13 protein-coding genes are annotated in these 13,161 nt (G+C 47.2%); 11 read left to right on the top strand and 2 right to left on the bottom strand.

Annotated elements, in window-relative coordinates; all coding sequences use genetic code 11:
- The first annotated feature begins 26 nt into the window (after positions 1-26).
- The 11 genes from FE296_RS21315 (at position 27) to FE296_RS33820 (ending at position 10,858) form a co-directional block, all read left to right on the top strand.
- The gene (locus tag FE296_RS21315) at positions 27-602 is read left to right on the top strand and encodes a TerD family protein (protein WP_091015801.1); all 576 of its coding nucleotides are present in this window, start codon (positions 27-29) and stop codon (positions 600-602) included.
- Positions 603-695: 93 nt separating this feature from the next.
- Entirely contained in the window at positions 696-1,277 is a 582-nt protein-coding gene (locus FE296_RS21310) for a TerD family protein (RefSeq protein WP_150366227.1), read from the top strand.
- Between the two features lie 25 nt (positions 1,278-1,302).
- Positions 1,303-2,559 (top strand): TerD family protein, encoded by a 1,257-nt coding sequence (locus FE296_RS21305; RefSeq protein WP_150366226.1) that lies wholly within the window; start codon positions 1,303-1,305, stop codon positions 2,557-2,559.
- Between the two features lie 209 nt (positions 2,560-2,768).
- Positions 2,769-3,971 carry an HpcH/HpaI aldolase/citrate lyase family protein gene (locus FE296_RS21300; RefSeq protein ID WP_223868972.1) on the top strand — a complete coding sequence of 401 codons (1,203 nt, stop codon included), beginning with the start codon at positions 2,769-2,771 and terminating at the stop codon, positions 3,969-3,971.
- The gene (locus FE296_RS21295) at positions 3,901-5,334 is read left to right on the top strand and encodes a phosphoribosyltransferase family protein (protein ID WP_150366225.1); all 1,434 of its coding nucleotides are present in this window, start codon (positions 3,901-3,903) and stop codon (positions 5,332-5,334) included. Before FE296_RS21300 ends, FE296_RS21295 begins: the two co-directional genes overlap by 71 nt.
- A complete protein-coding gene (locus FE296_RS21290) occupies positions 5,331-6,482 on the top strand; it encodes a cysteine protease StiP family protein (protein ID WP_150366224.1) in 1,152 nt (383 codons plus the stop codon). Before FE296_RS21295 ends, FE296_RS21290 begins: the two co-directional genes overlap by 4 nt.
- Positions 6,482-7,330, top strand: coding sequence for an HAD family hydrolase (locus FE296_RS21285; RefSeq protein WP_150366328.1), 849 nt, complete (start codon positions 6,482-6,484; stop codon positions 7,328-7,330). The genes FE296_RS21290 and FE296_RS21285 overlap by 1 nt, the downstream gene beginning before the upstream one ends.
- Entirely contained in the window at positions 7,331-8,380 is a 1,050-nt protein-coding gene (locus FE296_RS21280) for an ATP-grasp domain-containing protein (RefSeq protein ID WP_124117250.1), read from the top strand. It begins immediately after the preceding gene.
- Positions 8,381-8,685: 305 nt separating this feature from the next.
- On the top strand, positions 8,686-9,438 hold the full coding sequence (locus FE296_RS21275) for a hypothetical protein (RefSeq protein WP_124117249.1): 753 nt from the start codon (positions 8,686-8,688) through the stop codon (positions 9,436-9,438).
- Between the two features lie 11 nt (positions 9,439-9,449).
- Positions 9,450-10,553, top strand: coding sequence for a toxic anion resistance protein (locus tag FE296_RS21270; protein WP_124117248.1), 1,104 nt, complete (start codon positions 9,450-9,452; stop codon positions 10,551-10,553).
- 170 nt (positions 10,554-10,723) lie between these two features.
- Positions 10,724-10,858 (top strand): hypothetical protein, encoded by a 135-nt coding sequence (locus tag FE296_RS33820; protein WP_263364252.1) that lies wholly within the window; start codon positions 10,724-10,726, stop codon positions 10,856-10,858.
- 21 nt (positions 10,859-10,879) lie between these two features.
- Here the strand turns inward: FE296_RS33820 and FE296_RS21265 are convergent, their stop codons facing one another.
- Both FE296_RS21265 and FE296_RS21260 read right to left on the bottom strand, forming a co-directional pair.
- Positions 10,880-12,067, bottom strand: a complete 1,188-nt coding sequence (locus FE296_RS21265; protein WP_150366223.1) for a Ger(x)C family spore germination protein — start codon at positions 12,065-12,067, stop codon at positions 10,880-10,882.
- Entirely contained in the window at positions 12,064-13,161 is a 1,098-nt protein-coding gene (locus tag FE296_RS21260; protein ID WP_150366222.1) for a GerAB/ArcD/ProY family transporter, read from the bottom strand. Before FE296_RS21260 ends, FE296_RS21265 begins: the two co-directional genes overlap by 4 nt.

Here is a 13,161-nt window from a genome sequence, read left to right as displayed (position 1 = left end):
CTTAAATAAGCGAGGATGATCATACGATGGCAATTAATCTCTCTAAAGGTCAAAAAATCGATCTGACTAAAACGAACCCAGGTTTGACAAAAATCACAGTAGGCTTGGGCTGGGATACCAATAAGTATGATGGTGGAAAAGACTTTGACCTGGATGTATCGGTATTCTGTGCCAATGCAAACGGTAAAGTAGAAGGCGAGAAAAACTTCATCTTCTTCAACAATCCACAAAATGAAAATGGTTCTGTTGTTCACACTGGTGACAACCGTACAGGAGATGGCGATGGTGATGATGAGCAGATCAATATCGACCTGCCTAACGTACCCGCCAATGTAGAGAAGATTGCATTCTCTATTACGATCTACGAAGCTACAGAACGTAGCCAGAACTTCGGACAAGTCTCCCGTGCTTATGTGCGAATCGTTAACGAAGCAAACAACGAAGAACTGATTCGTTTCGACCTGGGAGAAGACTTCTCCATCGAAACGGGTGTAGTTGTTGGTGAATTGTATCGTCATAACGGCGAGTGGAAATTCAGTGCCATCGGTAGTGGTTACCAGGATGGATTGGTTGGATTGACACGCGATTACGGTTTGCAATAGGACGTACAGAACGACTTACAGGATGGGAAGAACCGTCTCCTGGGCGGTTCTCCTTTTCATTTAATCACATATCTTGGAAAGGTGGAAAAACAAATGACGATCAGTCTTGCCAAAGGACAACGTATTGACCTGACTAAGACGAATCCGGGCCTTACCCGTGTGGTAGTTGGTTTAGGTTGGGACACGAACAAATATAGTGGTGGAGTCGATTTTGACCTGGACGCTTCGGCTTTTTTGTTGTACGAAGATGGAAAAGCCAGAGGTACGGATGACTTTGTTTTTTACAACAATCCAAGCGGCGGTGCGGGTTCAGTGACACATACCGGTGACAATCGTACGGGTGAGGGTGACGGCGATGATGAGCAAGTTGTCGTTGACTTCAGCAAAATCCCTGAGCACATTCACCGGATCGGTATTACGGTAACCATCTATGATGGAGATGGACGAGGGCAGAATTTTGGACAAGTCTCCAATGCTTTTGTTCGTGTTGTAGATGCTGCAAGTGATCGGGAAGTGCTTCGGTTCGATCTCGGAGAAGACTACTCTACAGAAACAGCTGTGGTGTTCTGTGAGTTCTACCGTGCAGGTGCGGACTGGAAATTCCAGGCGGTAGGCAGCGGCTTCACAGGTGGACTATCTGCTTTATGCAAAAATTACGGACTGGATGCACAATAACTTGGCATAGAAAGGTGATTCTGCTATGGCGATTTCTGTCGTGAAAGGCCAGAAGAGTGATCTGACCAAAACCAATCCAGGCTTGTCCCGTCTATCGGTAGGCATTGGTTGGGAGGCAGCCTCGGGTGTGGAGCTGGACACATCCGCATTCCTTCTGGGTTCAGACAATAAAGTGGCTGGAGATGAGGATTTTATCTTCTATAACCAGCCCTCTACCGCGTTTATCACGTATATGGATGGTGGGCAGGTTAGCGGTGAGAAGAAACAGTTCGCCATTGAACTTGGCAAAATTCCTGCCCGAATTGAGAAAATCGCCTTCAGCCTGACGATTCATGACGGTGAAGCACGACGCCATCATTTTGGACAGGTTCAGCATGGTTTTCTACGGTTTGCCAATGCAGCTACAGGTCAGGAAGTGATGAGATATGATCTGGGAAGCGGTTTTACAGTGGAGACCGCGATTGTCATTGGTGAATTGTATCGCCATAACGGAGAATGGAAGTTCAATGCAATAGGATCGGGTTTTGCAGGAGGTTTGAATGCACTCTGTGCTAACTTTGGTGTGGATGTGGATGGTGGATCAGACGCTGCGCCAACCACATCAACCGTTCCCACGACAGCTGCACCGACTCTACCACCCCCGGCACCCGCACCAGAACCGACGCCAGCTCCTGTGAATTCGATCAATTTCAGCAAAATTGAATTGAAGAAGAAGGGCGACACCATTAACCTCAAGAAAAATGCGGGGGGACTTGGTGAAATCCTGATTAACCTCAACTGGAATCAACAGGGTAGCAAAGGGTTATTTGGTCGCAGCAAGAGTGTGGATCTGGACTTGGGCTGCCTGTTCGAGATGAAGGATGGTACACGAGATGTGATTCAGGCATTGGGACAGACGTTTGGTTCACTCAACCGTTTCCCTTATATTGCACTGGATGGGGATGACCGGACGGGATCGGTTAAGACCGGAGAGAATCTGCGGATTAATGGTGCCCGTATCTCGGAAATTGAGCGCATCTTGGTATTTACCTATATTTATGGTGGTGTGGCCAACTGGTCTCAAGTAGACGGTGTGGTAACCATTCAGCAGAAGGACGGTCCCGATATCATTGTTCGAATGAATGAATACGGGAGCCCACTTGGCATGTGTGGCATCGCGATGTTACGCAATGTGAACAATGAGACATTCAGTATTGAACGAATTGTGCAGTTCTATAATGGGCATCAGGCGTTGGACGAGGCTCATGATTGGGGAATGCAGTGGGTTGCGGGAAGAAAGTAATCATTTGTATTTATTCAATATATAAACGCTGTATCGGTCAGCACCATTGCAAGGATACTGTTGACCAACGTTATCCTCGATAATAGACCATCAATCCCTCCAGACTAAGGAGGGATTGGTTTTTATGCCCCGACAGCTGGAATCAACTATTGCAGATTGGCTTTTGCCAAAGGTGCGAGGAGGAGACAATCCTGAAATATTTTAACTTTTTGAGTCTGGAAGAAGAAGATACTTTATTTTTCTCTTCACCCGTCTCGTTCAATCACCGGACTTCCAAAGATCTACTGGCATATGCTGTTGGGGCTGCTTTATATATGCCCGCGACGCGCACACATATCGCGGACGACATTATGAATGGTAAACATGAAGGTCTGACGACCATTATTATTGATCTGGAGGATGCTGTGGGTGACGACCAAGTGGAGTTTGCCGAGCAGTGTCTGGTACAGCATCTAACTCAACTGATGACTTATATGGAGACAGGCATGCTGAGTCAGGATCAAATGCCTCTTCTGTTTGCACGTGTACGTTCACCACAACAGTTGGAACGTCTCATTGATACGTTGGGAGAATTGGTGTGCATGCTGACAGGCGTGGCATTGCCCAAGTTTTGTGTGGGCAATGGAAGAGCCTATTTTGACCAGATCCGCAAGTATAATCAACAGAAACCGGATCATTATCCCGTTCTCTATGGAATGCCTATATTGGAAACGGCTTCAATTATATATCGCGAGACACGTTGGGAGACCTTACTGGGCCTTCGGAACATCCTCGATGAAAATGTTGAATATGTGCTCAATGTACGCATTGGTGCGACCGATTTCTCCAGCCTGTTTGGACTACGCCGCAGCCCGGAACTGACCATATACGATATCGCCACGATCCGTGACTGTATCTCGGATATTATCAATCTGTTCGGACGGATGGACAAGCCGTATGTGATCTCAGGTCCTGTCTGGGAATATTTCAGTCAGCGGGAGCGTGTGTTCAAACCTCAATTACGACAGACTCCATTCGAAGAGACCCTGGGCAAATCAGGGCTGCATCTGAGAATGAAATATATTACGAACACAATGGATGGATTGATGCGTGAAGTCATGATGGACAAGGAAAATGGAATTGTAGGCAAAACGATCATTCATCCTTCTCATATTAAGCCCGTACAAGCCATGTACGTTGTTACACATGAGGAATATTCTGATGCCCAAGACATCATCGCCCGTAATGACGGTAGCCTGGGTGTGTTCAAAAGTAATTACTATAACAAAATGAATGAGATTAAACCACACTTGAGCTGGGCGAATCGAATTCTAATCCGATCACAAATATATGGGGTGTTACATGAACAGCAGCATTTTGTCGGGCTCTTGCCCAAGCACGAACAACAACATAACTACGTTCCCAATTCTTGATCAATTCAGTCTGAACGTTCAGGTTACACATAACCCGCTGCAACTTCCACTAGAATCTCTATTTTCCATGGCTGCGCGCATCAATAAGAAACGTTCATTTCTGTTTGTAAGCAGACTGCTGGGCAAGCACATCCCGGTTAACCCGTATACCTCGCTTCTGAGCGGCGCAGCATTGGCTGTTCTGTTATATGAGCACCTGACTGAAAAGACGGAAGAAACGAAAGTTCAAATCACCGAGTGGAAACGGGAAATGGTCAAAGGATTGATTGATCCCCAGCAAGCCCGGCAAGTGTACAACATGCTGTTGCAAGAAAGCTTGAGTTTGCCGGAAACGATTCGTTTTGTTGGTTTTGCCGAGACAGCTACAGCGTTGGGTCACAGCATGTACGAGATGTTTGCTGATCAAGCTTCCTACATTCACACCACTCGTGAATATGTTCCAGCGATGCATCCAGATATTCAATTTGAAGAAGAACACTCCCACGCGATGGCTCATCGTTGTTATGCGCTGGATCATGAAGCTTTTGCAGGAGAGGGCCCGATTGTTCTGGTGGACGACGAGATTACGACGGGCAAAACAACATTGAATATCATTCGGGATATTCAGGCCAGATACCCCCGGAAGCAATATGTGATTGCTTCGCTGTTGGACTGGCGTACGGAAGCGGACGAACTTCGGTTTGCCGAGCTGGAAGCTGAATTGGGGATTACCATTACACCGTTAAGCCTGTTGAAGGGCCGCATTGAAGTGGTGGGTACTCCACAGTTGGAACCAACACAGCAAGATGAGCAGCTATCTCATCCTGCCGTAACGCTTCATACCTCTACCGTTGCAGATGCCTTCGATCAGCTTCATGCTACTTCGGAGGATGGTGAAGGTAAACGTAGCACAGCGAGCTACGTCCAGCATACGGGCAGGTTTGGTATGCAATCCCGTCATAATGGCGTATTACGTCAGGAGATTAGCGGGATTGCAGAACGACTTCGGTCGCAGCGTACAGGAGAACGGACTTTGGTGATGGGAACAGGGGAGTTCATGTACATTCCGATGCGTATTGCTGCCGAGATGGGAGATGGCGTGTTGTATCAATCCACTACCCGCAGTCCAATCCATACACATCCGGCTCCAGGATATGCTGTTGTTAGTGGTGCCGGATATGCCTCACCGGAAGACGCATCCGTTCGTAACTTTATCTATAACATCGCTCCAGGACAATATGACGAGATTTTTGTGCTGCTGGAGAGACAGATGTCCGAAGAACGAATGGAACCGATGTTGAAGGTACTGGGGCAGTTGGGATGTGGACACATTCATATCGTATACTGCGGCTTGCCAGAGAAGACAGGAGACAACGAGCAATGAACTTAACTACACTGGAGCTAATCAGACAACGTGAGATTCCGTCTCCCCAGCCAATGGGTAGTTATGCTGCATCGGATGTTGTTTTCCTACTGAAGGATATCAGCCATGTGGATCTGGAAAAGGGAACGGGTGAACGGGAGCAGGCGATCCAATCCGGGGTTCATTATTCGGAGATGTTGCCCGTGGAATATCAGCCCACAGCAGAATACATCGAGCTGTTTCATCAGACGCTGGAACAATCCGCTGCAAGAATCGCACGTCATACCGCTATTGTGGCTGAGAAGATTGTAGAGCGCAAGGGACTGAATCTCGTGCTGGTATCTCTGGCTCGAGCCGGAACGCCTGTAGGCATACTGATCAAGCGTTATATTGAATTGAAATACAAAGTGACGATTCCGCATTATAGCATTTCGATTATTCGTGGCAAGGGTATGGACGAGAACGCAATTTTATATATTTTACAGCAGCATGGTCTGGAAACAGCCATTCAATTTGTAGACGGTTGGACAGGCAAAGGGGCTATTCGTAAAGTGCTGAAAGAGTCCTGTGACCAAATGGAACGGACTTATGGCATAAGTCTCGATGATGATCTTGCCGTGTTGGCCGATCCGGGGCAATGCTCAGGCACCTTTGGGACGAGGGAAGATTATCTCATTCCTAGTGCTTGTCTGAATTCCACTGTCTCTGGACTGGTGAGCCGTACAGTACTTCGCGATGATCTGATTGGGCCGGAAGATTTTCACGGGGCCAAATGGTATCGTGAATGGTCCTCTGCGGATGTGTCGACCCAATACGTGGATACCATCGCTCAGCATTTTCCAATGGTGATGGACCTGGCGGAAATTCAAACGGAGGACAATGCTACTGGTACTTCGGAAATTACCTGGAAAGGCTGGCAGGATATTGAGTCCATCCAGCAATCCTTTGGCATTACGAACATTAATCTGATCAAACCTGGAATCGGAGAAACAACCCGAGTGTTATTACGCCGGGTCCCCTGGAAAATTCTCGTTGATCGACTGGACAATCCGGATTTACAACATATTATGATGCTCGCCAAGGACAGAGAGGTTCCGGTTGAGGTATATCCGGGACTAACCTATTCCTGTTGCGGCATTATTCAATCCCTGGGAGGTGGAGGAGAATGATGATCTACGCAAGTGATCTGGACCAGACGCTGGTGTACTCCCGTCGTGCGCTCCGTATTCCCGAAGATACACCGGGACTTGTTCCCGCAGAGTGGATCAACGGCAAGTTGTCTGCTTTTATGTCAGCATATGCACTGGAGCGGTTGCAGTCTTTGCCTCAAGACATTGTATTTATGCCCGTGACGACACGTACTGTGGAGCAGTACCGACGCATTCATATTTTTCAGACGGAATGTATTCCAAAATATGCGGTGACGAGCAATGGTGGCAACATTATTGTTGACGGTCAGGTAGACGATGAATGGAATCTGCATATTCGTTCATTGCTTCGTCAGCAGGCAGCGACTCCTGAAGAAATTCTGGATTTATTTGACGATGTACTGAGCCCGGAATGGGTGATTAATCAGCGATTATGTGATGAGTTGTTCTACGCATTGCTGATCGAACGTGACAAGCTTCCTATGGAGCGCATTGCCGACAAGATTCGGGTGTTAGAGACGCTTGGATGGGAGAGTTCGATTCAGGGGCGGAAGCTCTATCTGGTGCCTTCGGCCGTGAACAAACGAGCTGCAGTGGAGCATATTAGGCAGCGCATTGGCGATGTGCCTGTGATTGCTTCGGGTGATTCCTTGCTGGATCGCTGTTTGCTGGACTTTGCGCACCATGCCATTGCTCCGTCTCACGGAGAGTTACATGTGGAGAGACAGCGTGTACCTGAGCAGGTACCGTATCAATTTACGAAACAATTCGGTGCTTTTGCAGCAGATGAGATTCTCGATTACGTTCACCGTATTTATATCGATCAACAGACCCAGATAGACCATGCCGAGATAAGGGAGACCGTATAAATGAAAAAAATGAAGATTTACTTCAACCGTTGGTTCTCTGTAACGTATCATTATATGAATGCGATTCGGGACAATGAGGACGGCATGGAATTTGAGATCTACGGTACTCATCCTGATCCGGGACACATGGCATTACAGGGCTGTGATGTTGCAGAAGTTGAACCGCGTGTAACGGGCCGGGAATATGTTGATTTTTGCCTCGACTTTTGCCGCCGTCATCAGATTGATGTATTTATTCCACGCTGGAACATGCTGGACATCAGCAGACATATCTCCCTGTTCGAAGAGATCGGTACACGGGTTATCGTATGCTCGGACACGGAATTGCTGGAACAATTGATGGAGAAAGACCGGTTCTATGAATCGGTGCGTGAGAAAGGCATCATGGAGATTCCGGATTATTTCACGGTCAGTAATGCTGCACAATTCCAGCAAGCCTATGAGGCGCTGCGTGCACGTGGACATGATGTATGCTTCAAACCATGTAATGGTGAGGGTGGTATGGGATTCCGAGTGATTAACAATGAACGTGATCCGTTGCAGGAGTTGTTCGGGTATGCGCTTAACTCGATTTCATATGAAGATGCCCTGCGTGCGTTCTCTTCTGCTCCGTCCTTTCCCAATGTCATGGTGATGGAGGTACTGGAAGGATATGAATACAGCATTGATTGTCTTTCGGATCGCAATGGGAAACTATTAACGGCTATTCCGCGTAGAAAAGAAAGAGGACGTTTGCGTTTGCTCGAAGAAAACGAGGAATTGCTGGCGATTGCCCGCAATGTGGCAGAGGTATATCGGATTCCTTATAATTTTAATATACAGATGAAATATCGCAAGGATACACCGAAGCTGCTGGAGATCAATCCGCGTATGTCGGGTGGGTTGCATATGTCTTGCCTGTCGGGCGTGAACTTCCCTTATCTGGCGGTCAAGTCTGCACTTGGCCATGATATTGGACCACTTCATCCGAAGTTTGGCATACTGGGAAGTCATATCGAACAGCCATTTATAATCGACGTTCAGAAGGTAAGCGGAGTACACCACGTCTAGCTGAGAATTTCCCTCAACATTGACACCTTCTGGATGGTTTTTTTACAATACGGATGAGAGGTTATTCAAAAAGTCCACTTTTGATTACGAATAATGCCTTACGGCATCATCAGCATCGAATATGAGATTCAGCCGAAATAAGCGGGAGGCTTACGAAGTATGTTTCCTTTGGAAACATTGTGGTTGCTCACGTAGTTTTCCTACGCTCCGCTACTCCATTTCTATCTTCATTCCATCTTCTCGGTACTGAAAACAAGACTTTTTGAATATGCACTTTATGTGTTGTTAGGGCAGGAGGACAAGTAATGTTACGGAAAACGAAGATAGGTATAGGCGCATTGGTCGGTTATGGTCTCGCGGCCATCTCGAGTCCCTTTCTACCGGATGTCATCACGTGGGCAATTCCGGCACTGGCAACTGTGGTCGGGGGACTGATTCCTTCACGATCCACGTCACGTACACAGGTTCAGGGTTCGTCATCAGCCCCTGTACCCATTACAGATATCGGAAATGAACCATCCCGCTTGAATGGTGGACAAGCGCCAAGCGCAGTGCCAACAGGGGCAAGAGAAGCTTCTCAGGCACAGCCCCATTCGAGCTCCACTCCCGCTCAACATGCGGGCTCAGAACAAGCGAAGCCTTCCCGCACCGAACCAGATCCTGTATTTGATCCGGTGATTGAATACCTTGAGGTTCTGGAGGACATGATCATCTCCGAAGGTCAGAAGAACGAGCTGGATAATGAGATCGTGGAGAAATCACTGGCTTTGTTTGCCCGTTTGCAGCGTGTGATTCCTTCCCTTCAGGAGCTGAACAACGGGGATATCAACCATACGGTGCGCAGACTGATTTTGAAAGACCTGAACGGGTTTATTAATCCATTTCTACGTTTAAGTGGAGAAGCCAAACGCAATAATCGGCGTATGCTTCTGAATGGTCTTCGAGACGTAGATTCCAAGATATCGGATATTGTATCAACGATTGAACATAAAGACTTAATGGAGCTCCAGAACAAAGCGGAACTAATACATCAACGGTATAACAGCTCTGAATTATAGGAGGGATTGGCATGGCAACGGAATGGGCTCAGTTGAAGCAGGAAGATGAGCAACGGATTAACCAGGAAGCAACGCAGCTTATTCAGAAAGTGTCCCAAAGTGATCCGGCTCATCTGGATACCTTAATGGATGATATCGGCAAGTTGGGCGTGAAAACACAAGAGAGAGCAGGACAGACTCTCAAGCTGCTTGATCGTCCAGTCAATGAACTGATGTCCGGGAATCGGGCAGAGGTATCCAACATGATCCTGAAGCTCCGTGATGAATGTGAGAGTTTGCAGCAGAGTAAAAATGTGAGTTTTGTCGGGAAGTTGTTACGTAAAAGCCCGCTGAAAAACTATGTATACCGTTATCAATCCGTTCGCACGAACATTGATGCCATCATTAACGGGTTGCGGGATGGCAAGGACAACCTGGAAGAAAGCATCGTGAACATGCGTCAATTGAAACGTTCTTCGATTCAGGAGATCTACAATCTGCAGACCAAAATCTCTTTTGGTAATCAATTGAAAGCATTGTTTGAAACCGAGATCGCCAAGCCGGAAAACGAGAATCGTAAAGCACATCTGGAGCGTGGGTTGCGCAAAGTGGTAACACGTACCCAATCCATGACAGAGATGATCATGCTGTACAATCAGGCGATCGCAGCTACCGACATCATTAATGATAACAATGACAAGCTGATTGATTCAGTGAATAACGCCATTGATAAAACAGCGAATCTGATCACCGTTTCGGCCATGATTGCAATGGCTCTTAATGATCAGGAGAAGGTTATTTCCGCTGTGGAAGCTACGAATAAGACGATTGAGGATCAGTTCAAGGAGAACGCCAGATTGTTGAAGACAACTACTGAGAAAACGAATGAACTGTTGTCCAAACCGGCCATGTCCCTTGAAGCGGTCAATCAGGCGATGGGTGATCTGATGTCTGCACTGGATCTGTCCGAGCAGTCTAATCGCCGGATCATCGAGAGCTGTAATGACTATACCAACAAGATGACAACACTTAACGCCAAAATGAGTGATCGACTGGGTCTGGAAGGGCCGAAAGCTGCTGCCCTTCCGGAGAAAAATAAACCGGATTCCAGTGCATTAGGATCTTTCCTGGATTAGGGTAATAGGGCGAGACTCGCTGCATAAGCCAGGAGATTGCTAGATGTATATCTTTCTACGAGGGACGCCGAGTGCGTCTCTTTGTTTCATTTATTTGATAAAATGAAGGTGAAATCTGAGGGGATTGGACGCTGCATCCATTTGACGGCATACTGATCCAAAACCGTGAAATGTGCAGTCTGATTGTATCAGAGCTGCTCCGTAACAAAGATTTTCATGTCATGTTGGCGTTTATGGAGGGACTTGGACCGGAAGATGCTGAACATCCAAGCTCTGATCCTGAGATCAGAGCTTTTTCTTTGTAGTATACCTTGCAGTGGTCTTCACTAATTTACGGTCATCGTAGAGGCCCCGGAATCTTCAATGTGTACCTTGACCTCAAAGGTTACAGGCACGGAAGTAAAAGCCTGATCCCAATTGTCTTTCAACTGTTCCCACAGACCGGGATGCTGAATTCGCAACGCCTGGCCAAAATTGGCCACCTCTACTTGCATTTTCTTCATTTTAGATATCGTGTGCTGTGCCAGATCCTTTATTCTGTCTTCGATAATAGCTGCTTCTCCGACCAGTACCTGACGGTCCATTTTCTTTTTATCCAATCCGAAGCTTTCGGAAAGACGACCGACCGACGATATAGTGACGTGAAACGAAACCTCGTTGTTATGAACGCGAGCCTTGATATCGCTTTTTGCCGATTTGATCTCATAAACGAAATCACGATGGGAGCGGGAGTCTGTACCTTTTACAACACCGCCTGTCAAATCTCCCTTAATCCATTGCAATCCCTCAACATCGGTTTCATTCAAGTATCCCGCGTATTTTTGCGTCTTCCCTCTGATTACACCCGCACCGGAAAGTTTGATGCCTTGTTTGATTGTGATGACATTAGGCAATACGAAGCTGGACTTCGATTTCAGCGGGCCAATCACTTTGGCCAGAGAAACCGGCTTAACAATGCTGCTGTTGTGACTGCGGTTGTCAAAAAGATCTTTCAGCATGAAGGCAGGAGTTTTTCCCGATACCATTTCCTTGAACACATCGCTTGCTGTACCGGTACTTATAACGAGCAGAATGCTCAGCCGAATGTCGTTATCGGCTAAATAAAAATCCAGCAGTTCTTGCATGGGAACCTCCTGAAGCAATTCCGAGCTAATGACAATGGTTTTAAGGTGAAAGCCCGCAGGAGACTGATTGCTGAGATAGGATTTCCTTGTCATTTCCATGATTGAAACGCCCAGCTCTTCTTCATTATAAAACTTGTTTCCCTGTGAAGAAGAGCCCAAACTGCTTTCCGCTTCCGGAAGGATGAACTGAACAGTTCTCCGGATCTGTTTTTTCGGAGGCGGCTGGTCTGTTTCCTCGGCCGATGTCTCCGTTTGCTGCGATACCGCATCCAATGCAATACCGGCTTCCAGATTCCGTTCTTCAATGGGTGAACTGCTCCAGCAGCCTGCAAGCAGTACGCAGCCAACGATCATGAAAGTGGACAACAGGCGATGGCTCCACGTCTTCATGGCGAGTTCACCCGCCAACGGGCAATGAGGAGCAGAAGAAGAGGCATGGACGAGAACAGGATCATATTGGCCCTCCCAATGAATTGCCCCAGAGCGAAAACTTCATTTATGTTCTTGGGCAATTGGGACAGGATGCAGATAACGGGAAGAATAAGAAACAAACTTTTCTTATAGGGAACTTTGAAAATGTGGGATATGCCTAACGCAGCGCAATAAAAGACAATCGTAAAAATGGAAAAAATCTGTATGATCCAAATCGCGAGCAGCAGGGATTCGAAACGTTCCAGCAGGAGGTCTTCGACTTCCACGCTGCGGGCGAGATCAAAGAAAGGCCAGGTACGTGTAGGCACGCCTTCCAGAGAGAAAACGCCAATACAGATTATCACTGCAGCCGTATAGAAGATGATGGCAAGTCCGATTCCCCATGCCATGGTTTGATAAGCTTTCTTGGGTGCTTGCATTCGGCACAATATAAACAGGAAACATTCGCTCCCACTGAAGGCGAGTGTGGTGGATGGCATACCTTTCATGATCGGCATCCATCCTTTTGCACCAACGGGACGGAGGTTGTTCAAGTCGAAAACAGAAAATCCTAGGAAATAGATAAGAATAAGCACAGTCACTGATATAGGGATAATAATCTGGCACAGTTTTCCGATTGTGCTGATGCCTTCCATGCACAGATACAGGGATATCCACACAAACCAAGCCAAAATGGCCCAGCCTGGCGTACCCTCCAGCAGAAAGAAGGAGGCTACTTCTTCCATGGACCTCATCTCATAGCTGGCCAGATGAATGTAATACAGCACGACAACAAGCCCAATGCATTTTCCGATGATTGTGCCTGTAATCTGCTGCACATATTCGTAGAAGTTGAGGTTTTGGAATCGCTGGCTGAGCAGGATCATAATGCAAGCTGTACCGAAGTTGAATACTCCTCCCAGAACGACCGATGCCCAGGCATCAACAGTGCCGACTTTATTAACAACTTCCCTTGGAAGAGTAAACAACTCCGCACCGATCATAAAACAAAGAATTAGCCCCAGCGTCTGTAATGTGGTTAGCTGATTCGATTCGGGCATTCCGGCTGTCAT

It is taken from the genome of Paenibacillus sp. UASWS1643 (assembly GCF_008693195.1).
GTDB classification, from domain to species: Bacteria; Bacillota; Bacilli; order Paenibacillales; family Paenibacillaceae; genus Paenibacillus; species Paenibacillus amylolyticus_B.
Note: the sequence above shows the minus strand (reverse complement) of the source record. Positions and strands in the feature narration are given on the sequence as shown.

Coding starts and splice junctions, on each gene's coding strand:
- FE296_RS21275 (WP_124117249.1), top strand. CDS start 8,686: ATGTTACGGAAAACGAAGATAGGTATAGGCGCATTGGTCGGTTATGGT.
- FE296_RS21295 (WP_150366225.1), top strand. CDS start 3,901: ATGAACAGCAGCATTTTGTCGGGCTCTTGCCCAAGCACGAACAACAAC.
- FE296_RS21265 (WP_150366223.1), bottom strand. CDS start 12,067: ATGAAGACGTGGAGCCATCGCCTGTTGTCCACTTTCATGATCGTTGGC.
- FE296_RS21290 (WP_150366224.1), top strand. CDS start 5,331: ATGAACTTAACTACACTGGAGCTAATCAGACAACGTGAGATTCCGTCT.
- FE296_RS21285 (WP_150366328.1), top strand. CDS start 6,482: ATGATCTACGCAAGTGATCTGGACCAGACGCTGGTGTACTCCCGTCGT.
- FE296_RS21270 (WP_124117248.1), top strand. CDS start 9,450: ATGGCAACGGAATGGGCTCAGTTGAAGCAGGAAGATGAGCAACGGATT.
- FE296_RS21310 (WP_150366227.1), top strand. CDS start 696: ATGACGATCAGTCTTGCCAAAGGACAACGTATTGACCTGACTAAGACG.
- FE296_RS21260 (WP_150366222.1), bottom strand. CDS start 13,161: ATGACAGCCGGAATGCCCGAATCGAATCAGCTAACCACATTACAGACG.
- FE296_RS33820 (WP_263364252.1), top strand. CDS start 10,724: ATGTGCAGTCTGATTGTATCAGAGCTGCTCCGTAACAAAGATTTTCAT.
- FE296_RS21305 (WP_150366226.1), top strand. CDS start 1,303: ATGGCGATTTCTGTCGTGAAAGGCCAGAAGAGTGATCTGACCAAAACC.
- FE296_RS21280 (WP_124117250.1), top strand. CDS start 7,331: ATGAAAAAAATGAAGATTTACTTCAACCGTTGGTTCTCTGTAACGTAT.
- FE296_RS21315 (WP_091015801.1), top strand. CDS start 27: ATGGCAATTAATCTCTCTAAAGGTCAAAAAATCGATCTGACTAAAACG.